Genomic DNA, 21,162 nt, shown 5'->3' with positions numbered 1-21,162 from the left:
CTAGAGAACACGCCGCGGGTCGAGGGCGTCGCGCAGGCCGTCGCCGATGAAGTTGATCGACAGCACCGTCAGGAAGATCGCGCCCCCCGGGAACAGCGCCCAGTGCGGCGCAACGTCGAGATGATCCTTGGCGTCGAACAACAGGCGCCCCCAGGTCGGAATGTCGGGCGGGAAGCCGAGCCCCAGGAAGGACAGGGTCGATTCCGCGATGATCGCCGACGAGACCTCGATCGAGGCCGCCACGATCACCGGCCCCAGCGCGTTCGGCAGGATGTGGCGTCGCACGAGGTGCCCAGTCGTCGCCCCTTGCGAGCGGGCCGCCTCCACGAACTCCTTCTCGCGCAAGCTCAGGAACTGCGCCCGCACCAGCCGAGCGACCGGCATCCAGCGCAGGCCGCCGATCACCACGACGATCATCAGGAAAACGCCGCCCTGCGTGCCGAACACGGCCTTCAGGCTGTCGCGGAACAGGTAGATCACAAGGAGCAACAGCGGCAGCTGCGGCAGCGACAGGAACAGGTCTGTCAGCCACATCAGCACCGGGTCGAGGAGGCGCCGCGACATGCCGGCGAGCGCGCCGACCAGCACCCCGATCAGGCTCGCCACCGCCATGGCGGCGAAGCCCACGGCGAGCGAGATCCGGCCGCCGTAGATCATCCGGGCGAGCAGGTCCTGGCCGAGATCGTCGGTGCCGAACGGGTGATCCCAGGACGGACCCTGGAGCTGGGCCGCGAAGTCGATGTCGTCGATGGCGACCGGCCAGAGCAGGCCGCCGAACACCACGCCGGCGACGAGCAGTGCCAGCACGCCGACGCTGGCGAGCGCCAGCCGGTGCCGCCGGAAGCGCCGCCACGTCTCCCGCCCCGGCGAGGCCGGCGCGCGGGCGACGGGCACCGCCTCATCGGAGGGCGATGCGAGGGTCGAGCCAGCCATAGAGCAGGTCCGCGACGAGGTTGAACAGGATGACGAGGCCGGCGAACACGAAGGTCACGGCCATCACCACCGGCGTGTCGTTGGCCAGCATGGCGTCGATCAGCAGCGAGCCGATGCCGGGGATCCGGAAGATCTGCTCGGTGACGATGGCGCCGCCGAACACCGCCGGGATCTGGAGGGCGACGAGCGTCACCACCGGGATCAGCGCGTTGCGGGCGATGTGCCGGCGGGTCACCGTGCCCTCGGTCAGGCCCTTGGCGCGGGCCGTGGTGACGTAGTCGAGGCGGGCGACGTCCAGCGCCGAGGCGCGCACGTACCGGGTGTAGGACGCGGCCTGGAAGAAGCCCAGCACCGCCACCGGCATGATCGCCTGCCGGACATTCGCCCAGATCCAGGGCAGGCCGGATCCCGGCAGGTCGGCCTGGTAGACGAAGGGCAGCCAGCCGAGCTTGATCGAGAACAGCAGGATGAACAGCAGCCCGGTGAAGAAGGTCGGCAGCGAGAAACCCACGAAGGCCAAAGTGTTGGCGACCTGGTCGGCCAGCGAGTAGGGCCGGCGCGCCGCATAGAGGCCTACCGGCACGGCGATCAGGAGCGCCAGCACCTGCGAGGAGCCGACCACGAACAGGGTCGTGGGCAGCCGCTGCAGGATCAGCGCGTCGACGTTCACCCGGCTGGCGAAGGAGAAGCCCCAGTCGCCCTGCAGCATGGCGGTAAGCCAGTGCAGGTAGCGGGTGAAGATCGGGTCATCGAGGCCGAACTTGACGCGGAGCGCCGCGCGCACCTCCGGGGGCACATTCGGGTTGCTGGCGAGCTCGCCGAACGGGTCGCCCGGCGCGAGCGCCAGGACGGTGAACAGGATCAGGCTGATGCCGAGCAGGCTCGGGATCGCGATCAGGAGGCGTCGCAGGATGTAGGCGCCCATGGCCCGCGCTCCCGCTCAGGCCTCCCGGTACCAGTCGGGCAGGAACGACAGGTCGTTGTCCCAGCCGCTGCGGGGCGCCGTGAGCGTCGCGCCCACCGCCGAGACCTCGGCGCGGTGGATCAGCGGCAGCACGTTCTCGGAGACCGCGAGGTCGTTGCAGGTGATCAGGAGTGCAGCCCGCTTGACCGGGTCGAGCTCGCTCTGGGCGGCGTTGTAGGCCTTGTCGTAGGCGTCGTTGCGCCAGCGCACGACGTTGCGGCCCTGCCACTTGTTGGCCTTCTGGGCCACCTCCCAGGAGGCGTACATGAGCAGCCAGATCGCCGGATCGGCCTGCGTCATGCTGTAGGCGTACATCTCCATGTCGGCGTAGAAATGCGTGCAGGTGTCGGGGTTGGCCGGGTCGGAGGAGAAGAACACCGAGCCGGTCACCGATTTCAGCTCGATCTCGATGCCGGCCTTCGCGGCCGCCTGCTTGATGATCGCCTGGGTCTTCTGGCGCGGGGCGTTGATCGAGGTCTGGAACAGCAGCTTGAGCTTCTTGCCGTCCTTGGCGCGGATGCCGTCGGAGCCCTTCTTCCAGCCGGCCTCGTCGAGGAGCGCGTTGGCCTTGGCCGGGTCGAAGGCGAAGCGCGTGTTCTGCGAGACGAAGCGCTCCGGGCCGTTGACCGTGTTGGCGGTGGGCTTGCCGGTGCGGCCGTAGATGTAGGTCTGGATCGACTTGCGGTCGACCAAGAGGTTCATCGCCTGGCACACCTTGGGGTCGGAGAAGGCGGGGTGCTTGGTGGCGATCGAGGCGCGCTCGCCGTCGACCTCGACGTTCGGGTCGGTGGCGTTGAGCAGCAGGAACTCGAGCTTGCCGCCGTAGACCACGTCGACCCGGCCCTTGCCGCCGGTCTCCAGGCGCTTCAGCACCTCGTCCTCGATCAGCATGTTCCAGGCGTAGTCGTACTCGCCGGTCTGGAGCACGGCCCGGGCGGCCGAGACCGCGTCGCCGCCGCCCTTCATCTCGACCGTGTCGAAATACGGCCGGTTCGGCAGGTGGTACTCGGGATTGCGCTCGCCGCGGACGATGTCGCCGGGCCGGAACTCCACGAACCGGTACGGGCCGGTGCCCACGGGGGCGAGGTTCTGCGGCGCGTCCCGGGACTTGGCGCCGCTGTAGGGTCCGAACAGGTGCTTCGGCAGCACCATCCCGACGATGCCCACGAAGGCGTCGCACCAGTAGGGCGTCGGCTTGTCGAACAGCACCCGGACGCTGAGGTCGTCGATCTTCTCGACCTTGCAATCCTTGTAGGAGCCGGCCGTCACCGCCGCGGTGGCGGGGTCGCGGGCGTATTCCCAGGTGAACACGAGGTCGTCGGCGGTGAGCGGCTTGCCGTCGTGCCACGTCACGCCGGGCTTGAGCGTCCAGACCACCGAGCGGCCGTCGGCGGCGAGCGCCCCGTTCTCCTTCGACGGGATCGTGGCGGCCAGCACCGGCACGAGGTTGCCGTCCGGGTCCCAGGCGGCGAGCGGCTCGTAGAAGATCCGCGAGGCGTCCTGGTCCTTGGTGCCGATGGCGAAATGCGGGTTGATCAGCGTCGGCGCCTGCCACCAGAGCAGCTTCAGGGCACCGCCGCCGCCGGCCTTGGTCGGCTTGTAGCCGGCCCGGATATCGGCCGCCATCGCAACCCCGTTCCCGGCCAGCATCAGACCGGCGATAGGCGCGGTGAGGCCGACAGCCACCATCCGCTGCACGAAGGCGCGCCGCGACAGGCGGCCGTCCTTCACCCGCCCGATGAGGCCGCGCAGATCCCGCTCGTCCATGTACGCATCCCGTTGACCGCCACGCGCGGCACAGCAACATTCCGGTGGCGGCCTTGGCAAGGGGCGGGCCAGTGACGGTTCAACTGAAACGTGTTGAGGAAGGTTCGCTTCGTGCACAGCATGGCCCCGGCCCTGCATGCCAGTCCCTCTCCTGCCGCACCGAGCCGAGCAGCGCGACGCCGCCGTCTTTGCGAGCGCAGCGAAGCAATCCCGCAGCGCCACGTCCCCTGACCGCGCGCAGCCCTGGGTCGCTTCGCTGCCCTCGCGATGACGGCGCAGAGCCCGCTATGATGGCGCGAACGCGACGCGCGACCTTCCGGGAGACGACAAATGGACAACCGCAACACCGTGTGGCGCCACGTCGACGCGCAGACGGAGCGGCTGATCGCCCTGTCCGACCGGGTCTGGGGCATGCCGGAGGTCTGCTACACGGAAACGCGGTCCTGCGCCGAGCACGTCGCCGAGCTGCGCCACCAGGGTTTCCGCGTAACCGAGCAGGTCGCCGGCATCCCCACCGCCGTGATGGGAGAGGCCGGTGAAGGCGGGCCGGTCATCGCCTTCCTCGGCGAGTACGACGCCCTGCCGGGCCTGTCGCAGGAGGCGGGCGTCGCCGAGCACCGGCCGGTGGAGGCGGGCGGCCACGGCCACGGCTGCGGCCACAACCTCCTCGGCTCGGCGGCCCTGCTGGCCGCTACCGCCGTAAAGGACTGGCTCGCCGAGACCGGCACCCCCGGCCGCGTGCGCTACTACGGCTGTCCCGCCGAGGAGGGCGGCGCCGCCAAGGCGTTCATGGTCCGCGCCGGCGCCTTCGCGGATGCCGACATCGCGATCTCCTGGCACCCGGGCAGCTTCTGGGAGGTGGCGCCGCCGGTGGCGCTCGCCAACACCCGGGCGGATTTCGTCTTCACCGGGCGCACCGCTCACGCGGCGGCCGCGCCCCATCTCGGGCGCTCGGCGCTGGACGCCGTCGAGCTGATGAGCGTCGGCGTGAACTACATGCGCGAGCACATGCCCTCCGACGCGCGGGTCCACTACGCCTATCTCGACGCCGGCGGCATCGCCCCGAACGTCGTCCAGGCCGGCGCGACGGTGCGCTACTCGATCCGGGCCCGCGATCTCCCCGGCATGCTGGCGCTGGTGGAGCGGGTGAAGAAGATCGCGCAGGGCGCCGCCCTGATGACCGAAACCGCGGTCGAGGTGCGGATCGTCAGCGCGGTGTCGAACCTCCTGGGCAACACGCCGCTGGAGCAAGCGCTCCACGGCGTGATGGAGGAGCTCGGGCCGCCGCATTTCGACGAGGCCGACCGGGACTTCGCGGGCAAGATCCGATCGACGCTGACCGACGGCGACATCGACGCCGTGTTCCGCGCCATCGGCATGCCGCGCAACGAGGCACCGCTGGCCGATTTCCTCGTGCCCCTCGACGCGCCGCGCAACCCGGCGGTCGGCTCCACCGATGTCGGCGACGTGAGCTGGGTGGTGCCGACCGTCCAGGCCCACGCACCCACGGTGGCGATCGGCACGCCGTTCCATACCTGGCAGGTGGTGGCGCAGGGAAAGACGCCCGCGGCCCACAAGGCGATGGTGCAGGTGGCCAAGGCGATGGCCGCCACCGGCGCCCGGGCGCTCACCGACGCGGCTCTGCGCGACGCCGCCAAGGCGGACCTCGCCCGCCGGGTCGGCGCCGCCGGCTACGTCTCGCCGCTGCCGACGGAGGTCGAGCCGCCGCTGCGCATGTCGCTCGGATCTTGACCCGCGCGATCGGCGGATCGTTCCGCCGGGCGGCCGTCGATCCGGACCTGATCGAGGAAGCGTTCGACCAGCGGCTGCCGCGGCCGGGTCCATAGCGCGTAGACGTCGGCGCGGATGTGTGGTCCGGCGATGGGCTTGTAGACGACGTCGACATGCGCCAGCCGGGCGACGAATTCCGGGATGATCGCCACGCCGAGCCCGGCCGCGACGAGGCTGGTCAGGGACGCCGCCTCGACGGTCTGGTGCGTGATCCGCGGGACGAACCCGGCCGCGACGCAGCAATCCCAGAGGGACTGGGCGAACAGCGAGTCGGTGAGCCGCAGGAACACGAAGGTCTCGTCCCGCAGATCCGTGAGGCTCACCGGCGCTGTCGCGAGGCGGTGATCCTTGGGCAGGACGAGACTGACGGTCTCCCGCCACGCGAGTTCGCTCACAAGGTCGGCATCGTGCGGCGGGCACCGCAGGAAGCTGACGTCGGTCTGACCGGATTTCAGCATCGCGATCTGCCGGTCCGGCGACATCTCGTGGATGCGCAGATCGACGCCGGGATAGGCGTTCGCGTAGCCCCTTATCGCCCGGCCGAGGGGTCCGGCGAGCATCGAGCCCGTGAGCCCGACATTGAGGATCCCGGCCGTGCCGGCGCCGATGGCGCGGGCCCGGTCGACGGCCTCGCCGGCCTTCTCCAGGATGGCCGACGCCTGCGCCTGGAAGTCCAGTCCGGCCCGCGTCAGCGCCACGCGGCGCGTGGTCCGCTCGAACAGGGCTGTGCCGATCTCCGCCTCGAGATCGCGGATTTGCTGGCTCAGCGGCGGTTGCGCCACGCCGAGGCTGTCCGCGGCCGCGGTGAAGCTCAGATGCTTGGCCACGGCCAAGAAGTAGCGCAGGTGCCGAAGTTCCATATTGATATGAAATACATATGATTTTAGACGAAAGATATATTTGACGTCTCAATTCACCGGAAGGATTGTGCTGAGCGTAGAGTCGACACGTCTCCGCCCGGCACAACGCCACTGATCGGCCGCGGCACGCCGCCGACGCCGCGAGGCCGGGTGGCACGGCAAGAGCGACCCGAGACTATCAGGGAGGTTGCGATGGGGCGCTTCTTCGCGTCGCTCTTCGGGCAGGTGGTGGTCGCCCTCGTGGCCGGCATCGTGCTCGGCATGGTCTGGCCGGATCTCGCGGTCGCGCTCAAACCGCTGGGCGACGTCTTCATCAAGCTCATCAAGATGGTGGTGGCGCCGCTGGTGTTCGGCGTCGTCGTGCACGGCATCGTCGGCGCCGGCGACCTGCGCAAGGTCGGCCGCGTGGGGCTCAAGGCCCTGATCTATTTCGAGGTGGTCACCACCATCGCGCTCGCGCTCGGCCTCGTCCTCGCCTACCTGTTCGCGCCCGGCCACGGCATGAACATCGATCCGGCGACCCTGGATGCCAAGTCGCTCGCCGGCTACACGGAGCGGGTCGGGCAGGTCACCGGCACTGTCGACTTCCTGATGAAGCTCGTGCCGACGACCTTCGTCGACGCCTTCGCCAAGGGCGACATCCTCCAGGTCCTGATCCTCGCGATCCTGTTCGGCGCCGGCCTGTCGCTGCTGGGCGAACGGGGTCAGCCGCTGGCCGATAGCCTGGAGCGGATCACCGAGGTTCTGTTCAAGATCGTCGGCTTCATCGTCCGGCTCGCGCCCCTCGGCGTGCTGGGCGCGGTTGCGTTCACGGTGGGCAAGTACGGGATCGTATCCCTGAAGCAGCTCGGCATGCTGGTGGCCTTGTTCTACGCCGGCGTCGCGTTCTTCGTGCTGGTGGTGCTCGGCACCATCCTGCGGCTTGCCGGCTTCAGCATCTTCAAGCTCCTCGCCTACCTGCGCGAGGAGCTGACGGTCGTGGCCGGCACCGCCTCGTCCGACTGCGTCCTGCCGCAGGTCATGCGCAAGCTGGAGCGGCTCGGAATCAAGGATTCCACCGTCGGCCTGGTGATCCCGACCGGCTACTCGTTCAACCTCGACGCCTTCTCGCTCTATCTCACCCTCGCCACGGTGTTCATCGCGCAGGCGACCAACACCGACCTGTCCTTCGGCCATCTGATGCTGATCCTCGGCATCGCGCTCCTGACCTCGAAGGGCGCGCACGGCGTGCCCGGCTCGGCCATCGTGGTGCTGGCCGCCACCCTCTCGGCGGTGCCGGAGATCCCGGTGATCGGGCTGGTGCTGGTCCTGTCGGTCGACTGGTTCGTCGGGATCGCCCGGGCGCTCGGCAACCTGATCGGCAATTGCGTGGCGACGGTGGTCATCGCCGCCTGGGAAGGTGATATCGACCGCGCGCGGGCCCGGCGCGTCCTGGACGGCGAGCCGGCGACGGATACGGCGGTGATCCTCGATGCGCCCATCCCGCACCCCCAATCCGCCTGACCGCGGCGTCCCGGCCCGGCGGATCATCGGAGACCTGTCATGACCGCATCGACGTACCATCCCGCCTGCGGCGGCCTGCCGGGGCAGACGTCGCTGATGACCGGCCGCGCGGTTTTCACCGAGGCCTACGCGGTCATTCCCCGGGGCGTCATGAGCGACATCGTGACGAGCTTCCTGCCCGGCTGGGACGGCACCCGGGCCTGGATCCTGGCACGCCCCCTGTCGGGCTTCGCCGAGACCTTCGCTCAGTACCTGATGGAGGTCGCTCCCGGCGGCGGCAGCGATCGGCCGGAACCCGACGCACAGGCGCAAGGCGTGCTGTTCGTGGTCGAGGGCAACCTGAGCTTGAGTCTCGAGGGCCGGAGCCACGCCCTGCGACCGGGCAGCTACGCCTACCTGCCCCCCGGCGCGGCCTGGAGCCTGCGCAACGGCGGCGCCGAGCCGGCCCGCGTCCACTGGATCCGCAAGATCTACGAGCCCGCGCCGGGCCTCGCCGTGCCGGACGCCTTCGTGACCCACGAATCCGCGATCGCGCCGGCCGGCATGGCCGGCACCAACGGCGCCTGGGCGACGACCCGCTTCGTCGCCTCGGAGGATCTGCGCCACGACATGCACGTGAATATCGTGACCATGCAGCCGGGCGGGACGATCCCGTTCGAGGAAACGCATGTGATGGAGCACGGCCTGTTCGTGCTGGAGGGGAAGGCCGCCTACCGGCTCAACCGCGACTGGGTCGAGGTCGAGGCCGGTGACTTCATGTGGCTGCGCGCCTTCTGCCCCCAGGCCTGCTATGCGGCCGGCCCCGGCCATTTCCGCTACCTCCTCTACAAGGACGTGAACCGGCACCCGGCCCTCACCCTGCGCGGTCCCGCACGATGAGCGCGCGGCCGGACGCCCCTTCTATCACGGCCCGGCCGCTGACGGCCGAGGCCTTCGCGCCGTTCGGGCAGGTGATCGACACGGCCGGCACCGCGCCGCGCCCGATGAATGCCGGCATGGCGCGCCGCTTCCACGATCTCGCCGCGATCGAGGTCGTGGGCGACGGCGCCCGCACGGTGATCGGGCTGGTCGAGGCGCAGCCCTACCCGCTGCCGTTGCGCCTGACCCTGGTCGAGCGGCATCCCCTCGGCGCGCAGGCCTTCGTCCCCTTGAGCGCCGCCCCGTTCCTGGTCGTGGTCTGCCCGGACGCGGATGGCCGGCCCGGCCGGCCCCAGGCCTTCGTTACCGCACCCCGCCAGGGAATCTGCTACGCCCGCGGCACGTGGCACGGCGTGCTGACACCGTTCGGGGCGCGCCAGGACTTCGTCGTCATCGACCGCGGCGGACCGGGCGTGAACCTCGAGGAGCACGTCTTCGCCGATCCCTGGACAATCCACCTGCCGGGCGTGGACTGACGGCCGGCCTGCCCGCGCCGCATCGCTGGAAGCGTGTATAGGCGGTCGCGCGGCGCGGCTGGGCGCCGGGCGAACCATCCGGGATCACGATGTGCAACCTCTACAGCCTGCGCACCGGACCCGCGGCGCTGCGCCGGGCCTTCGGGATCGCGGAGGACCGCACCGGCAACCTGCCGCCGCTGCCGGCGATCTTTCCCGATCAGCTGGCGCCGGTGGTGCATACCGGCGCGGCCGGCCGGGACCTCGCCATGATGCGGTGGGGCATGCCGGGGCCGAAGGCCTTCGGCGAACAGCCGGTCACCAATGTGCGCAACACGGCGAGCCCGCACTGGCGCCCCTGGCTCGGGCCGGCCCATCGCTGCCTCGTGCCGGTCACCGCCTTCAGCGAATACGCCGACACGAAGCCGCGCAAGACGCCGGTCTGGTTCGCCCTCGATGAGGAGAGGCCGCTCTTCGCCTTTGCGGGCATCTGGCGGCCCTGGACGGGCGTGCGGGGGACCAAGCGCGAGAACCCCGACCGGGTGGCAGAGGAGCACCGGGTGTTCGCGTTCCTGACCACGGAGGCGAACGGCGTCGTCGGCCCGGTCCATCCGAAGGCGATGCCGGTGCTCCTGACCAATCCGGAGGAATGGGCGACCTGGCTCGAAGCACCAACGGCCGAGGCGCTTCGGTTGCAGCGGCCCCTGCCGGACGACGCGATGCGCGAGGTTGCCCGCGGCGCGCGGTCGGACGGGCCCGGGATCGACGGCGAGGCTTGAACGGGCCAGCCCGTCCGCGTCAGCCGCCGGCGGGATCGGAGGACGGGTCTGCCGCGGCGGGCCTCCTCTCGGCGCTCCAGCCGCGGGCGCGCCAGCGCGCCGCCACGGCGGCGTTGAGCCGGGCGATCCGAGCCCGGTGCGCCTCCCAGAACGTGCGCGGCGTTGCCGGCACGGGATCCGCCCGCTCCCGATGCGCGGCGGCCGACTCTCCGGCGGCGAGGCGGATCGACCCGGCCGGGCGAGGATGCGCAGGGGCGAGCCGCGCTTCGGGATCGGCGAGGATCGCCTGGGCGCGGGCGCAGTAGAGCTGCGACAGGGGCGACATCACCTCCGCCCCATGTCCGGCCCTGTACTTCATCAGGGCGCGGCAGAGATCACCGTCCGCCCGGCGCCAGGCCTCAGCGAGGTAGCGGACCCCGTAGCGTACGTTGATCTCCGGCGCCGCCAGTTCCGCGACGGTGCCGCGGAAGCCGAGCATCGCCGCCGTGGTGGGCCTCACCTGCATGAGCCCGATCTCGCCGACGCTGCCCACCACGGTGGGATCGTAGCCGCTCTCGATCCGCGCCACGGCGTCGGCCACCGCCAGCGGCAGACCGGTTCCGGCTGCCTCGCGGGCGATCAGCGGCAGGAAGCGGGCGCGCGCATCCGCGGCCGGCACAGGCGTGGATGCTGGCGGAATGGGCGGCAGGGCGGCCATGCCGAGCGCGTGCACGGCCAGGAAGGTCGCAGGCCGCGCCTGCGCGGGCGCGGCGCAGACCAGCAGCAGCAGGAACAACGGAGCGCGCATCGGCCGCCACGCGGGAGGTTCGCGCTCTGGTTACGCCTCCGGCCTCAACGAAGCCTTAGCGTGCGGGGCGCCGCCGGATCTTGGTTCCGGAAGCCGCTCGCATCACTGGACCGAGCCGCCGTCCCGCGCCTGGAGCAGCCGCAGGGCCTCGCCCAGCACGGCGTGCAGATCCGCGGCGCCCTGCGGGCTGAGGGGCAGGCCGACCCGCTGGCCGTGGATCGTGTCGAGCACGACCATGGCCAAATCCTCGCCGATCAGCAGGCTCGGCTGCGGCAGGCAGAGCGGCAGGACGAAATCGCCCGTGGTCTCGCCGAGGACGTCCACCGCATCCGTCGGGCGGAAAGGCGGTTTCGGATCGGTCATCGTATCCTCCTGTCCTCACGGTCCGAGGCGGCGCCGGCCGCGCGCCTCAGTCGCGATCGCGGTCCGGCAGGCGGAGCGACCGCACCGTCAGCGTGTCGATATCCAAGGACCCGACCTGCAGGGAACCGACCCGGGCGCGGCCGACCGAGAGGCGGCCGATCGCGAAGGCGCCCAGCGCGATCGCGCCGATCGCCGCAGCCCCGATCGCGAGGGCGCCCAGGGCGGAGGCCCCCACCGTTCCGGCCCCGACGGCACCCGCCCCGATGGCACCCGCCCCGAGGAGGGCGGTGTCGCGGGGCGGCGGTTCGACCGCGGCCGCGCGGCGGCTGGAGTCCTCCGGAACCCTCGATGCGCTCATGCGGGATCCTCTCGCGACCCGTCCCTCGGGACGATCCCTATACCCGACCTTAACCGCGTTTTCACGCCGAGGATGGACGCTGAACACCGACCCGGACCGCGCATGCGCGGCTAGAAAGGAGCGTCTCCGTGCAGCATCTGCTCCAGGCCCTCGCGATCTTCTCCTTCGGCTGCATGCTGATCCATGTCGGGCGCCCCTACGCCCGGGCGACCACATTCCTGCTCTCGGCCACCGCGCTAATGCTGAGCGTGACTCTCGGAACCGTCCTCTTCCAGCGGATCGGCCTGCCCATGGGCACGGCCGAGGCCGGAGCGCCGTCCTGGCTGTCGCCGGGCTCGATCGATCCGTAGAGCCGCGTACGATAGCCGTCGGCTCCTGTCGCCTCCGCATCGACGATGGTGGCGGGCGCGGTCTGGTCGGAGAGGATGCATCCGACTTGACGCGCCGGAAGGCCTGCCTGACGCGCCGGGCCTGTCTGGGTCTAGCCGGATCAGGGCCAGACACGGATCGCCACCGGGCGGCGGATCAGATCCCGGTCGGAGGTGATGGTGCAGCCCTCGATGCGCAGGCTCGCGTAGGTCAGGATCGCGCTGTCGCCGACATCGTCGAAATTGCGTCCTTTGGCATCCGGATCGAGGATTGACGGATAGGCGATGAGCGGGGCCGTCGCCGTGCACGGGTCGTCATACAGGGTGGCGCCCTCCACGAGCAGGCGCGGGCTGTCCCAGGTGATCAGGTCGCGCGAGGAGGTCCAGTAGAAGCCGGAGCGCGGAAATCCTTCCCCCGCCTTGGCCATGAACACGGCGATCCAGGCGCCCGAGCCCCGGTGGCGGACCACCGCCCCGACCGGTCCCGGGAACGGTCCGACCGGGCGGCAGGTGGCCGGGCTCGGGCGGGTGGCCAGATACGGGTCTGGAAAGGCTGCACCGAAGCCGGTGCCGGTCCAGGCTCGCCAGCGCGCCGGGTCGGCGGGATCGTCGCTGCGAAACAGGCAGACACCCGCCTCCTGGTCGCTGCCGGGGCGGGTCCAGCCCGTGGTCGAGGCGAGAAAGTAGCGCCAGCGCCCGTCCGCGACGATGTTGGACGGGTTGAAGAAGCCCCGATGCCGGCCCTGGTCGACCTCCTGCCGGAACGGGGCGCCTGCCACGACGACCGGCGGAATCTTCCGCTTGAAGCTGCGCCCTCCATCCGCCGAGGCGGCCGCCGTGATCGTGTTGTACCAGCAGGCCATGTAGGTCCCGGCCGGGCAGCGGCCGGGATGCTCGTTGGCCTGGTACTCGTGGTGCAGCATCGCGGCCACGTGGCTGCCGTCCTCGGTCCAGGTGGCGGTGATCCAGGATCGGTCGTCGTAGACGGCCGGATCGGACTTCTCGCCGGAATCCAGCACCACCGTGCAGTCGAGCTTGAGATGGCCCAGATCCGGCCCCCGCAGCGCACGGTTGCGGTAATGCAGGCCGAAGAGAGCCACCGCGCCGGAGGCGTCGCGGAAGGCGCGGGCCGGCGCATCCGGGACATCGGCCCCGTCGCAGGCGTCGCGGCCGGCCTTGAAGACGATCGACGGCGGACCGACGAGCGTCAGGGCCGAGAGCGGGGGCTCGGAGGCGGCTTGGGCTGGGAGGGGTAAGAAAGTCGGGATCAGCAGTGCCGCGCATGCGACGCGCGACGGCCCCCCTCCCCCCTTTGCGGGGGAGGAGGGCCCCTGCGTCAGCAGGGGTCGGGCCGAGACGTAGTCCCGCAAGTGGGGAGCGACGCGTCGGGCGTGGTCGCAGCCCTCATGGAGGTTACAGCCTCGTTCTGCACCCTTGCTCCCCGCGGCCGACCCGCTTCGCGGGCCACCCACCCCCGCAGAGGGGGGAGGGAGTGTGCGCGGCGCGGCCCGCCCAAATCCCTTCGGCCACAGTGCGACACCACCGCGCCATTCCCGTGCGATCCAGTCCGCCACGCCCATGGCCGCCATCCGGCTGCGTCCCGGCCACGCCTGGACAAACGGGGCGAGATTCGCTTGAGAACCATTACAGAGTGCTTGCCGACCGGCGGCCTGACTGAAAGTCTCCCATGGTTCTCCTGATCCTCGGGCTCGTGCTGTTCATCGGCACGCATGCCTTCTCGATGGCCCGCACCCGGCGCGCCGCGATCGTCGACCAGGTCGGCGAGGGCCGCTACAAGCTCGGCTACACAGCCCTGTCGCTGCTCGGATTGGTGCTGATCGGGGTCGGCTTCCACGATTACCGGCTCGCCGGCTACATCCCGGTCTGGGACCCGCCGGTCTGGACGCGCCACCTCGCCCTGATCCTGGTCTGGCTGGCCTTCGTGTGCCTCGCTGCCGCCTACCTGCCGGGTCATATCCGCGCCAAGGCCAAGCACCCGATGCTGCTCGCCGTGAAGATCTGGGCCACCGCGCATCTCCTGGCCAACGGCGATCTCGGCTCGATCCTGCTGTTCGGCGGCTTCCTGGCCTGGGCGGTCTCGGCGCGGATCAGCGCCAAGCGCCGGGCGCTCGCTCCCGGTGCCGTCGTCGCCCAGCACGCCGGCCCGGTCGCGGCGCCCCATGGCTGGCGCAACGACATCCTGGCGTTGGTGATCGGCACGGCCGTGTGGTTCGTCTTCGCGCGTTATTTGCACTATCCGGTGATCGGCGTGCCGGTCTGGCCAGGAACACCGGCCTGAGACACCGCTGTCGCCAACCCGCCGCCCGTGTGTTAGGCGCGGGGCCCAATCGAGGTACGAGGTGGCGCGCCCATACAGGCGGGCCGGGATACGATGGCCGAGAACAACGAGTTCCTTCGCGAGGTCGACGAGGATTACCGCCGCGACCGGATCCTCCAGATCTGGAAGCGCTACAGCGGCGTGATCATCGCGCTCGCCGTGCTCCTGGTGGCGGGCGTCGCGGGCTGGCGCTACTGGCAGAACCAGCAGCGCGCGGCCGCCGAGACCGCCTCCGTGCAGTTCGACGATGCCAACCGCCTGGCCAAGGACGGCAAGGTCGCGGAGGCCGACAAGGTGTTCGACGCCCTGGAGGCGCAGGGCCCCGCGGGCTATCGCCTGCTCGCCCGGTTCCGGTCGGCCGCCGAGACCGGCAAGGGCGATGCGTCGGCGGGGGCCGCGGAGTTCGACAAGCTCGCCGACGATACCGGCCTCGGCGACGGGCTGCGCGACCTTGCGCGCTTGCGCGCGGCGTTGCTGCGCCTCGACGGGCCGAACCCGGACCCGGCGCTGGCCAATCTTCAGGGCCTGGCCGCCGGCACGCCGTTCCGCCACACCGCCCGCGAGATGCTGGGCCTCGCCGCCCTGAAGAAGGGCGATTACGAGGACGCTGGCCGCTGGTTCGACCAGATCGTGGCCGATCCCGACACCCCGCGGAACCTGCGCGAGCGCATCGAGGTCTACGCGGCGATCGTCGCGGGCGGCCCCGTCACGGTCACCGAGGCCAAGCCCGAAGCCGCCGCGCCGCCCCCGCCGATCACGCGCTGATCTCACTTCTGACTGTTCGAGAACCACCATGGATATGCCGACCGTCGCCATCGTCGGGAGGCCGAACGTCGGCAAGTCGACCCTGTTCAACCGTCTCGTGGGCAAGAAGCTCGCGCTGGTCGACGATCGCCCGGGCGTCACCCGCGACCGGCGCGAGGGCGACGTCGCGTTCGGCGGGCTCCACTTCCGAGTGATCGACACCGCCGGCCTCGAGGAGGCGGACGAGAAGACCCTCACCGGCCGGATGCGGATGCAGACCGAGGCGGCGATCCTCGCCGCCGACGTGGTGCTGTTCGTGATCGACGCCCGCGCCGGCGTGCTGCCGGCCGACCAGCCCTTCGCCGAGCTGGTGCGCCGGGCCGGCTGCCCGGTGATCCTGATCGCCAACAAGGCCGAGGGCGGCGCGGGGCTCGCCGGGGCCTACGAGGCCTTCACCCTCGGGCTTGGCGATCCGATCCCGTTCTCGGCCGAGCACGGCGAGGGCCTGGGCGAGCTCCACGAGGCGCTCAAGGGCGCCCTGCCCCACCGCGACGACGAAGAGGACGAGGACGAGGACGCGGCCCCCCCCGGCGGCCGGTCCCTGAAGGTCGCCATCGTCGGCCGCCCGAATGCCGGCAAATCGACGCTGATCAACCGCATGCTCGGCGAGGACCGCCTGCTCGTCGGCCCCGAGGCCGGCATCACCCGCGACTCGATCTCGCTCGACTGGGAATGGCGCGGGCGCCGCATCAAGCTGCACGACACGGCGGGCATGCGCCGCCGCGCCCGGATCGACGACAAGCTGGAGAAGCTGGCGGTCTCGGACGGGTTGCGCGCCGTGCGCTTCGCCGAAGTGGTGGTGGTGCTCCTCGACGCCACGATCCCGTTCGAGAAGCAGGATCTGACCATCGTCGACCTCGTGGAGAGCGAGGGCCGCTCCCTGGTGATCGGCCTCAACAAGTGGGACCTCGTCGCCGACCAGCCCGGGCTGCTCAAGCAGTTGCGCGAGGATTGCACCCGGCTGCTGCCGCAGGTGCGCGGCGTCGCGGTGGTGCCGCTCTCAGGCCTCGCCGGCGACGGCGTCGACAAGCTGATGCAGGCGGTGGTGCAGGCCGCGGAGGTCTGGGACCGGCGCATCTCGACCTCGCGCATCAACGACTGGCTGAACGAGGCGACCTCGCGCAATCCGCCCCCGGCGGTTTCGGGCCGGCGGATCAAGATCCGCTACGCCACGCAGGTGAAGAGCCGGCCGCCCCACTTCGCGCTGTTCGGCAACCAGCTCAACGCCCTGCCGAAATCCTACACGCGCTACCTCGTGAACGCTCTGCGCGAGGCCTTCGACCTGCCAGGTACGCCGATCCGGCTGAGCCTGCGAACCTCGCAGAACCCGTTCGACAAAAGCTGATCCGGATTCCGGGTGACCCGGGTTCTACGAGCCCCTCAGCACGCCGCCTCGGCGATCCAGTCCACCGCAGACGCCAGCGCGGCGCGCTCGTCCTGCCCCTCGGCCAGTGTCCGCTCGTAGGCCGCGATCTGACCGTCCGCGCTCGTCCCCTCGGCGACGATGCTCCGCGCGCGGGCCACATCTTCGGCGCAGGCGAGCGCGTCGGCATCCTCGACCACCAGGGCCAGCACCGCTTCCAGCGCCTCCGCGAACGGCACGGCTTCGCCGCGCGCCTCATCGATCAGCGTCGCCCGCACGCCGCTGTGCTGGGCGCGCCACAGGTTTTCCGAGGCCAGGGCCCGCGAGACCCCATCCAAACCGGCATGAAGGTCCGCTCGGCGCACGCACAGGCGCACGAGGCACCGGAACAAAGCGGCGATGCACAAGGAATCGTCGAGGCGCGTGCAGGCATCGGCGATGCGCAGCTCCAGCGTCGGGAACTTGATCGACGGCCGCAGCGACCACCACAGGAAACTCGGATCGGCGATGGCCCCGGAGCGGGTCATGATCGACACGAACCGTTCGTAGGCGGCCGCGTCGGAGAACAGCTCCGGCAGGCCGCTGCGGGGCAGCTCGCCGAAGATGCTGAGCCGATAGGCCATCAGCCCCGTCGCCTCGCCCTGCCAGAAGGGCGACGACGCCGACAGGGCGAGCAGCAGCGGCTGGAACGGCAGCAGCCGGTTCATCAGGTCGATGCGCGCGTCCGGATCCGGCACCTCGACGTGGACATGCATCCCGCAGATCAGCGCCCGCCGGGCCGCGATGCCGACATCCGACAGGATCCCTTTGTACCGCGCCCCGTCGGTGGCGGTCTGGCGGGCCCAGCGCGCCAGAGGATGGGTCCCGCAGGCCAGCAGGCGGAGCCCGTTCTCGGCCGCGATGCCGGCGAGCTGCGCCCGCTGGCCGCCGAGATTCTCCCGGGCAGCCAGCGCGTCGGTGAGCGGAGGCGTGCAGACCTCGACCTGCGCGGCCACCAGCTCGCGCCCGGTCTCGGGCAGCTCCGCCTTCACCCGCGCATGGAAGGTCGCGAGGTCGCCCCGCGGCGTCCCGCGGGTCTCGGCATCGGCGAGGAAGTACTCCTCCTCGATGCCGAAGCGGTAGCTGTGGGCGCTCATCGTGGTCTCCGGACGATCATCCGTCCAAGATAGACGCCGCGAACGCAGTTTCGACCTCACGGGACCGAACCGATCCGGCGCGCGGACCCGGACGTGCCGGGATCAGGCCGACCGGAGGCTCGTGGGGTCCGGTCGCGCGGCGCGCCACAGCCACAGGGCCGTTGCGACCAGCAGGAGGGTCGCGAGCGCGCCGGCCCAGCTCAGCGCGTCCCAGCCGGCCCAGCGGCCGGGACCGATGCCACGCACGAGCAGCGGGCCGACGATCTGTCCGGTCGCGAAGGCGGTGGTCATCCGGGCGAGCAGGGGTGTCGGATTGTCGGGCCGCGCCTCGCGCGCCAATTGCAGGCCGGCCATGGTGGCGATCATAAAGGTGCCGCCCACGCAGATCGCCGACACCGCGACCGCCCAGAGGGCCTGGACGGCCAGGGGCAAGGCGGTCCCGAGCGCCATGATGCCCTGGGCCGCTGCCCAGAGCCGCCGGCGCGGCACGTGCGGCAGCCATAAGGCCACGGCCGCGACCGAGACGGCCGCCGCAAGCCCGAATAGGGGCCAGGCGAGGCCGAACACCAGGGGATCCGGCGTCAGGGCCCGCGCCATGGCGGGCAGGAAAGTGGCCGGCACGATGTAGCCGAACCCGAACGTGCCGTAGCACAGCACCAAGCCGAGCTGACCGCTCCGGCCGCCATGGGCCGTCGCCGCAGCCTCGCGGGCCACCTGCTCGTCCGAGGCCGCATCCGGCACTCGCGGCAGCCACCAGGCGAGGATCGCCCCCGCTGCGGCGAGCAAGCCGAGTTCAAGCCAGAGCCAGTCCGCCGGCTGGCGGCCGCCGAGCCAGGCCAGGGTGCCGGCCAGCGCGATCCCGAGCCCGACACCCGCGTAGATCCACGCGCCGAGCTGCGGGGCCCGGCGCCGAGCCAGTTCGGCCAGGCACCAGCTGCTCGCGCAGACCAGGGCCCAGGCGCTGAACACGCCGGTCGCCGCGCGCAATCCCGCGCCCGTCACATGCGCCGCGGCCCTGTCGGCTGCCGCCGTCGCCAGCGTCGCCAGCGCCACGCCGAGCAGGCTCAGCAGCAATCCGCGGCGCGGGTTGCCGGCAAATCGCGCGGCCGTCAGGGCCCCGACCAGATAGCCGACATAGTTCGCCGCCGCCCATTCGGCGCCCGCGGCGGCGCTGAGCGTGCCGTCGCGCATCATCAGCGGCATGAGCGGCGTGAACGCGAAGCGGCCGATCCCCATGGCGACCGCCAGGGCGACGAGGCCGCTGCCGACGACGGCCAGGGCCGCCGGGTCGACGGGACGGGAGGAGGGATCGCGGGAGCTCATCGGACGGATTGAGCACGCCGCAACCCCGTTGAAAAAGTGAATTCTTCTGAGGTATCGTTCTCTCGATGAGAACGATGGACTTGGACGACCTGCACATCTTCCGCTGCGTGGTGCGCGAGGGCGGCGTGACGCGGGCCGCGAGCCTGCTCCACCGCGTGCCGTCGAACGTCACCACCCGGATCAAGCAATTCGAGGAGCGGCTCGGGGTCGCCCTGTTCCGCCGCCAGGGCCGCAACCTCGTTCTGACCGAGGCCGGACGGACGCTCCTGGGCCATGCCGAGAAGCTTCTGGACCTGGCGGACCTCGCCGAGCAGGAGCTGCGCAGCGGCGTCGTGGGCGGGCTGCTGCGGCTGGGCTCGCTGGAGAGTGCCGCCGGCGCGCGGCTGCCGCCGATCCTGTCGGCCTTCCACGCGCGCTACCCCGACGTGACCATCGAGCTGAGAACCGGCACGACCCGCGCGATGCTCCAGCAACTCGAGCGTTTCGAGATCGAGGCGGCCTTCGTGTCCGAACCGTTCGAGCGCGGAAAGCTGTCGTCGGTGCCGGCCTTCGACGAGCATCTGGTGCTGATCACCGGCCGGAAGGTCCCCCGGGTCGGCCACGCCGCCGCGCTGAGCGGGCAGACTCTCGTGGCGTTTCCGCACGGCTGCTCCTACCGCCAGCGCCTGATCGAATGGCTTGCCGAGGCGGGGGCCTCACCCGCACGGATCCTGGAGATGAGTTCGTATCACGCCATCGTGGCCTGCGTGGCCGCCGGCACCGGCGTCGCGATCATCCCGACCGAGGTGCTCGATCAGGCGGTGGTGGGTAGTGCGGTCGAGCGCCATCCGCTGCCGGCGCATCTGCGCCTCAACCGGACCCATCTCGTATGGTCAGGGGAGGCCAGCGCTCCTCTGCAGGCGCTGATGGCGCTGCTTCCCCCCGCGGGCGGGGCGGCGCCGTCCGGCGTGGAACGTGCGCCTCAGGCGGCCCGCAGCGGGCCGCCGACGAGCCACGCGGGATCGAACCAGCGGTCGGCGTCGCCGTCATAAGGCAGGCGCGTGATGTCCCAGTTCTGAATGTACTTCGCGTAGACGTTCCACACGGCAATGCCGCCGCCCACGAAGATCCGCCGGCCCGGGTAGCGCTTGAGCACGGCTTCCGGATCCTCGTGGCTGCGGATCACGTCGATGGTGCGGTCCTTGAAGGCGAATTCGGGCACCGAGGCCACGGTCTTCGGCCCGGCGATCAGTACATGGCCCATGGTGAGCGCGAAGAAGCGCGTCACGTCCTCGACGAAAAGCGGGTCGGTGTTCCCTTCCCAGGGCAGGTGACCGTTGAGGCCGAGCTGGCCGCGCAGGCCGATCGCACAGATGCAGCGGACGTCGATCATCGGAAGCCACTCACTGAAAGGAAACCGGTTCGTCCCGTCCAATCCCGCATCGTGAGGTGCCCGCGCCAGCGGGCCTCGAAGGAGGGATCCAGAGAAGCGCGAGACTTCTGAAGGCCTCCGCCTCGCTCCGTCACCTCAGGATCTGGGGCTGGGGGAGACACCCCCATCAAACAATCGCCGCCGCGATCATTCGGGCGCACGGAAGCTCAGCACCCGGTCGGTGGGGAAATCGTAGAGCTTGCCGGTCTCGGTCCAGTCCGGCGCGGCGAGGCGCACGAAATGGGGAGCGAGGTCCTCGGGCGTCCGGAGGGTTTCCGGATCCTCGCCGGGCATCGCCGAGCGGCGCATCCCGGTGCGCAGGGGACCGGGGTTGAGCAGCATCGCCTTGATGGCCGTGGTTTCGTTCTCGGCCGCGTAGGTGCGGACCAGCGCCTCGAGCGCGGCCTTCGAGACCGAGTACGGTCCCCAATAGGGCCGGCACTTCGACGATGCGCCCGAGGAGACGAAGATCGCCCGGCCGGCATCCGACATGCGCAGCAGCGGGTCCAGCGAGCGGATCAGGCGCCAGTTGGCGGTGACGTTCACGTCCATCACCTGCCCCCAGATCTTCGGGGTGATGTGGCCGATCGGCATGAGCGCACCGAGGATGCCGGCATTGCCGACGAGGATGTCGAGCCGCTTCCAGCGCTCGTTGATCGCCGCGCCGAGCCGGTCGATGGCTTCGTAATCGGAGAGGTCGAAGGGCACGAGGGTGGCGCTGGAGCCGGCGGCGCGGATCGCGTCGTCCAGCTCTTCCAGGGCACCGACCGTGCGCGCCACCGCGATCACGTGGGCGCCGGCCCCGGCGAGCGCCAGGGCTGCGGCGCGCCCGATGCCGCGGGATGCGCCGGTGACGACCGCGACGCGGCCTTCGAGATGTCTCTGAGACTCAGCCATGCGCAGGACCTAGCGCATTTCCGCGCGCGGGGGATGCCCGTTCG

22 protein-coding genes are annotated in these 21,162 nt (G+C 70.8%); 10 read left to right on the top strand and 12 right to left on the bottom strand.

Annotated elements, in window-relative coordinates:
* From JOE48_RS18830 to JOE48_RS18820, 3 genes are read right to left on the bottom strand one after another with little or no spacing between them, the layout of a single operon-like run.
* Window positions 1–933, bottom strand: coding sequence for an ABC transporter permease (locus JOE48_RS18830; protein ID WP_210032086.1), 933 nt, complete (start codon window positions 931–933; stop codon window positions 1–3).
* Window positions 899–1,858, bottom strand: coding sequence for an ABC transporter permease (locus JOE48_RS18825; protein ID WP_210032085.1), 960 nt, complete (start codon window positions 1,856–1,858; stop codon window positions 899–901). The genes JOE48_RS18830 and JOE48_RS18825 overlap by 35 nt, the downstream gene beginning before the upstream one ends.
* Before the next feature lie 15 nt (window positions 1,859–1,873).
* Window positions 1,874–3,664, bottom strand: coding sequence for a peptide ABC transporter substrate-binding protein (locus JOE48_RS18820; RefSeq protein ID WP_210032084.1), 1,791 nt, complete (start codon window positions 3,662–3,664; stop codon window positions 1,874–1,876).
* A gap of 330 nt (window positions 3,665–3,994) precedes the next feature.
* Between JOE48_RS18820 and JOE48_RS18815 the strand changes: the two genes are divergently transcribed.
* Entirely contained in the window at window positions 3,995–5,416 is a 1,422-nt protein-coding gene (locus JOE48_RS18815) for a M20 family metallopeptidase (protein ID WP_210032083.1), read from the top strand.
* On the opposite strand, the gene JOE48_RS18810 is transcribed toward JOE48_RS18815, so the two are convergent.
* Complete coding sequence (locus JOE48_RS18810; protein WP_210032082.1) at window positions 5,356–6,315, bottom strand: LysR family transcriptional regulator; 960 nt, start codon at window positions 6,313–6,315, stop codon at window positions 5,356–5,358. The two genes, JOE48_RS18815 and JOE48_RS18810, sit on opposite strands and share 61 nt — an antisense overlap.
* A 192-nt stretch (window positions 6,316–6,507) precedes the next feature.
* Here JOE48_RS18810 and JOE48_RS18805 point away from each other — a divergent pair, with 192 nt between their 5' ends.
* The 4 genes from JOE48_RS18805 (at window position 6,508) to JOE48_RS18790 (ending at window position 9,970) form a co-directional block, all read left to right on the top strand.
* Window positions 6,508–7,818 (top strand): dicarboxylate/amino acid:cation symporter, encoded by a 1,311-nt coding sequence (locus tag JOE48_RS18805; protein ID WP_210032080.1) that lies wholly within the window; start codon window positions 6,508–6,510, stop codon window positions 7,816–7,818.
* 39 nt (window positions 7,819–7,857) lie between these two features.
* Complete coding sequence (locus JOE48_RS18800; RefSeq protein ID WP_210032079.1) at window positions 7,858–8,697, top strand: bifunctional allantoicase/(S)-ureidoglycine aminohydrolase; 840 nt, start codon at window positions 7,858–7,860, stop codon at window positions 8,695–8,697.
* Window positions 8,694–9,212: an ureidoglycolate lyase gene (locus tag JOE48_RS18795; RefSeq protein ID WP_210032078.1), complete on the top strand. Its 519-nt coding sequence runs from the start codon at window positions 8,694–8,696 to the stop codon at window positions 9,210–9,212. Before JOE48_RS18800 ends, JOE48_RS18795 begins: the two co-directional genes overlap by 4 nt.
* 89 nt (window positions 9,213–9,301) lie before the next feature.
* Window positions 9,302–9,970: an SOS response-associated peptidase gene (locus JOE48_RS18790; RefSeq protein WP_210032077.1), complete on the top strand. Its 669-nt coding sequence runs from the start codon at window positions 9,302–9,304 to the stop codon at window positions 9,968–9,970.
* 19 nt (window positions 9,971–9,989) lie between these two features.
* Here JOE48_RS18790 and JOE48_RS18785 read toward each other — a convergent pair whose 3' ends face one another.
* The 3 genes from JOE48_RS18785 to JOE48_RS18775 form a co-directional block, all read right to left on the bottom strand.
* Entirely contained in the window at window positions 9,990–10,757 is a 768-nt protein-coding gene (locus JOE48_RS18785; RefSeq protein ID WP_210032076.1) for a lytic transglycosylase domain-containing protein, read from the bottom strand.
* A gap of 102 nt (window positions 10,758–10,859) precedes the next feature.
* Window positions 10,860–11,120, bottom strand: a complete 261-nt coding sequence (locus JOE48_RS18780) for a hypothetical protein (RefSeq protein WP_210032075.1) — start codon at window positions 11,118–11,120, stop codon at window positions 10,860–10,862.
* 46 nt (window positions 11,121–11,166) lie between these two features.
* Window positions 11,167–11,478: a hypothetical protein gene (locus JOE48_RS18775; protein ID WP_210032074.1), complete on the bottom strand. Its 312-nt coding sequence runs from the start codon at window positions 11,476–11,478 to the stop codon at window positions 11,167–11,169.
* Window positions 11,479–11,606: 128 nt separating this feature from the next.
* Here JOE48_RS18775 and JOE48_RS18770 point away from each other — a divergent pair, with 128 nt between their 5' ends.
* Complete coding sequence (locus tag JOE48_RS18770; RefSeq protein ID WP_210032072.1) at window positions 11,607–11,828, top strand: hypothetical protein; 222 nt, start codon at window positions 11,607–11,609, stop codon at window positions 11,826–11,828.
* Between the two features lie 140 nt (window positions 11,829–11,968).
* Here the strand turns inward: JOE48_RS18770 and JOE48_RS18765 are convergent, their stop codons facing one another.
* A complete protein-coding gene (locus tag JOE48_RS18765) occupies window positions 11,969–13,120 on the bottom strand; it encodes a hypothetical protein (RefSeq protein ID WP_210035887.1) in 1,152 nt (383 codons plus the stop codon).
* Between the two features lie 413 nt (window positions 13,121–13,533).
* On the opposite strand from JOE48_RS18765, the gene JOE48_RS18760 reads away from it, so the two are divergent.
* From JOE48_RS18760 to der, 3 genes are all read left to right on the top strand, one after another.
* On the top strand, window positions 13,534–14,145 hold the full coding sequence (locus tag JOE48_RS18760; protein WP_210032070.1) for an NnrU family protein: 612 nt from the start codon (window positions 13,534–13,536) through the stop codon (window positions 14,143–14,145).
* Window positions 14,146–14,238: 93 nt separating this feature from the next.
* Window positions 14,239–14,949, top strand: a complete 711-nt coding sequence (locus JOE48_RS18755; protein ID WP_210032068.1) for a tetratricopeptide repeat protein — start codon at window positions 14,239–14,241, stop codon at window positions 14,947–14,949.
* A gap of 28 nt (window positions 14,950–14,977) precedes the next feature.
* Window positions 14,978–16,333: a ribosome biogenesis GTPase Der gene (der, locus tag JOE48_RS18750; protein ID WP_210032066.1), complete on the top strand. Its 1,356-nt coding sequence runs from the start codon at window positions 14,978–14,980 to the stop codon at window positions 16,331–16,333.
* Between the two features lie 35 nt (window positions 16,334–16,368).
* On the opposite strand, the gene JOE48_RS18745 is transcribed toward der, so the two are convergent.
* A complete protein-coding gene (locus JOE48_RS18745) occupies window positions 16,369–17,487 on the bottom strand; it encodes a carboxylate-amine ligase (protein WP_210032064.1) in 1,119 nt (372 codons plus the stop codon).
* A 102-nt stretch (window positions 17,488–17,589) separates the two neighbouring features.
* Window positions 17,590–18,810 carry a YbfB/YjiJ family MFS transporter gene (locus JOE48_RS18740; RefSeq protein ID WP_210032063.1) on the bottom strand — a complete coding sequence of 407 codons (1,221 nt, stop codon included), beginning with the start codon at window positions 18,808–18,810 and terminating at the stop codon, window positions 17,590–17,592.
* Window positions 18,811–18,884: 74 nt separating this feature from the next.
* Here JOE48_RS18740 and JOE48_RS18735 point away from each other — a divergent pair, with 74 nt between their 5' ends.
* Window positions 18,885–19,841, top strand: coding sequence for a LysR family transcriptional regulator (locus JOE48_RS18735; protein WP_210032062.1), 957 nt, complete (start codon window positions 18,885–18,887; stop codon window positions 19,839–19,841).
* On the opposite strand, the gene JOE48_RS18730 is transcribed toward JOE48_RS18735, so the two are convergent.
* Window positions 19,772–20,182 carry a dihydrofolate reductase gene (locus JOE48_RS18730; protein WP_210032061.1) on the bottom strand — a complete coding sequence of 137 codons (411 nt, stop codon included), beginning with the start codon at window positions 20,180–20,182 and terminating at the stop codon, window positions 19,772–19,774. The two genes, JOE48_RS18735 and JOE48_RS18730, sit on opposite strands and share 70 nt — an antisense overlap.
* A gap of 186 nt (window positions 20,183–20,368) precedes the next feature.
* Entirely contained in the window at window positions 20,369–21,118 is a 750-nt protein-coding gene (locus tag JOE48_RS18725; protein WP_210032060.1) for an SDR family NAD(P)-dependent oxidoreductase, read from the bottom strand.
* Between the last annotated feature and the right edge of the window lie 44 nt (window positions 21,119–21,162).

The organism is Methylobacterium sp. PvR107 (assembly GCF_017833295.1).
Lineage (GTDB): Bacteria > Pseudomonadota > Alphaproteobacteria > Rhizobiales > Beijerinckiaceae > Methylobacterium.
The sequence above is the reverse complement of the archived record's forward strand: the minus strand, read 5'-3'. Positions and strand labels throughout refer to the sequence as shown.

Bases quoted from the DNA above. Each gene is read 5' to 3' on its own strand.
- JOE48_RS18785 (WP_210032076.1), bottom strand. From the start codon at position 10,757: ATGCGCGCTCCGTTGTTCCTGCTGCTGCTGGTCTGCGCCGCGCCCGCG.
- JOE48_RS18790 (WP_210032077.1), top strand. From the start codon at position 9,302: ATGTGCAACCTCTACAGCCTGCGCACCGGACCCGCGGCGCTGCGCCGG.
- JOE48_RS18745 (WP_210032064.1), bottom strand. From the start codon at position 17,487: ATGAGCGCCCACAGCTACCGCTTCGGCATCGAGGAGGAGTACTTCCTC.
- JOE48_RS18815 (WP_210032083.1), top strand. From the start codon at position 3,995: ATGGACAACCGCAACACCGTGTGGCGCCACGTCGACGCGCAGACGGAG.
- JOE48_RS18820 (WP_210032084.1), bottom strand. From the start codon at position 3,664: ATGGACGAGCGGGATCTGCGCGGCCTCATCGGGCGGGTGAAGGACGGC.
- JOE48_RS18735 (WP_210032062.1), top strand. From the start codon at position 18,885: ATGGACTTGGACGACCTGCACATCTTCCGCTGCGTGGTGCGCGAGGGC.
- JOE48_RS18730 (WP_210032061.1), bottom strand. From the start codon at position 20,182: ATGATCGACGTCCGCTGCATCTGTGCGATCGGCCTGCGCGGCCAGCTC.
- JOE48_RS18800 (WP_210032079.1), top strand. From the start codon at position 7,858: ATGACCGCATCGACGTACCATCCCGCCTGCGGCGGCCTGCCGGGGCAG.
- JOE48_RS18755 (WP_210032068.1), top strand. From the start codon at position 14,239: ATGGCCGAGAACAACGAGTTCCTTCGCGAGGTCGACGAGGATTACCGC.
- JOE48_RS18760 (WP_210032070.1), top strand. From the start codon at position 13,534: ATGGTTCTCCTGATCCTCGGGCTCGTGCTGTTCATCGGCACGCATGCC.
- der (WP_210032066.1), top strand. From the start codon at position 14,978: ATGGATATGCCGACCGTCGCCATCGTCGGGAGGCCGAACGTCGGCAAG.
- JOE48_RS18830 (WP_210032086.1), bottom strand. From the start codon at position 933: ATGGCTGGCTCGACCCTCGCATCGCCCTCCGATGAGGCGGTGCCCGTC.
- JOE48_RS18795 (WP_210032078.1), top strand. From the start codon at position 8,694: ATGAGCGCGCGGCCGGACGCCCCTTCTATCACGGCCCGGCCGCTGACG.
- JOE48_RS18810 (WP_210032082.1), bottom strand. From the start codon at position 6,315: ATGGAACTTCGGCACCTGCGCTACTTCTTGGCCGTGGCCAAGCATCTG.
- JOE48_RS18780 (WP_210032075.1), bottom strand. From the start codon at position 11,120: ATGACCGATCCGAAACCGCCTTTCCGCCCGACGGATGCGGTGGACGTC.
- JOE48_RS18775 (WP_210032074.1), bottom strand. From the start codon at position 11,478: ATGAGCGCATCGAGGGTTCCGGAGGACTCCAGCCGCCGCGCGGCCGCG.
- JOE48_RS18825 (WP_210032085.1), bottom strand. From the start codon at position 1,858: ATGGGCGCCTACATCCTGCGACGCCTCCTGATCGCGATCCCGAGCCTG.
- JOE48_RS18725 (WP_210032060.1), bottom strand. From the start codon at position 21,118: ATGGCTGAGTCTCAGAGACATCTCGAAGGCCGCGTCGCGGTCGTCACC.
- JOE48_RS18805 (WP_210032080.1), top strand. From the start codon at position 6,508: ATGGGGCGCTTCTTCGCGTCGCTCTTCGGGCAGGTGGTGGTCGCCCTC.
- JOE48_RS18740 (WP_210032063.1), bottom strand. From the start codon at position 18,810: ATGAGCTCCCGCGATCCCTCCTCCCGTCCCGTCGACCCGGCGGCCCTG.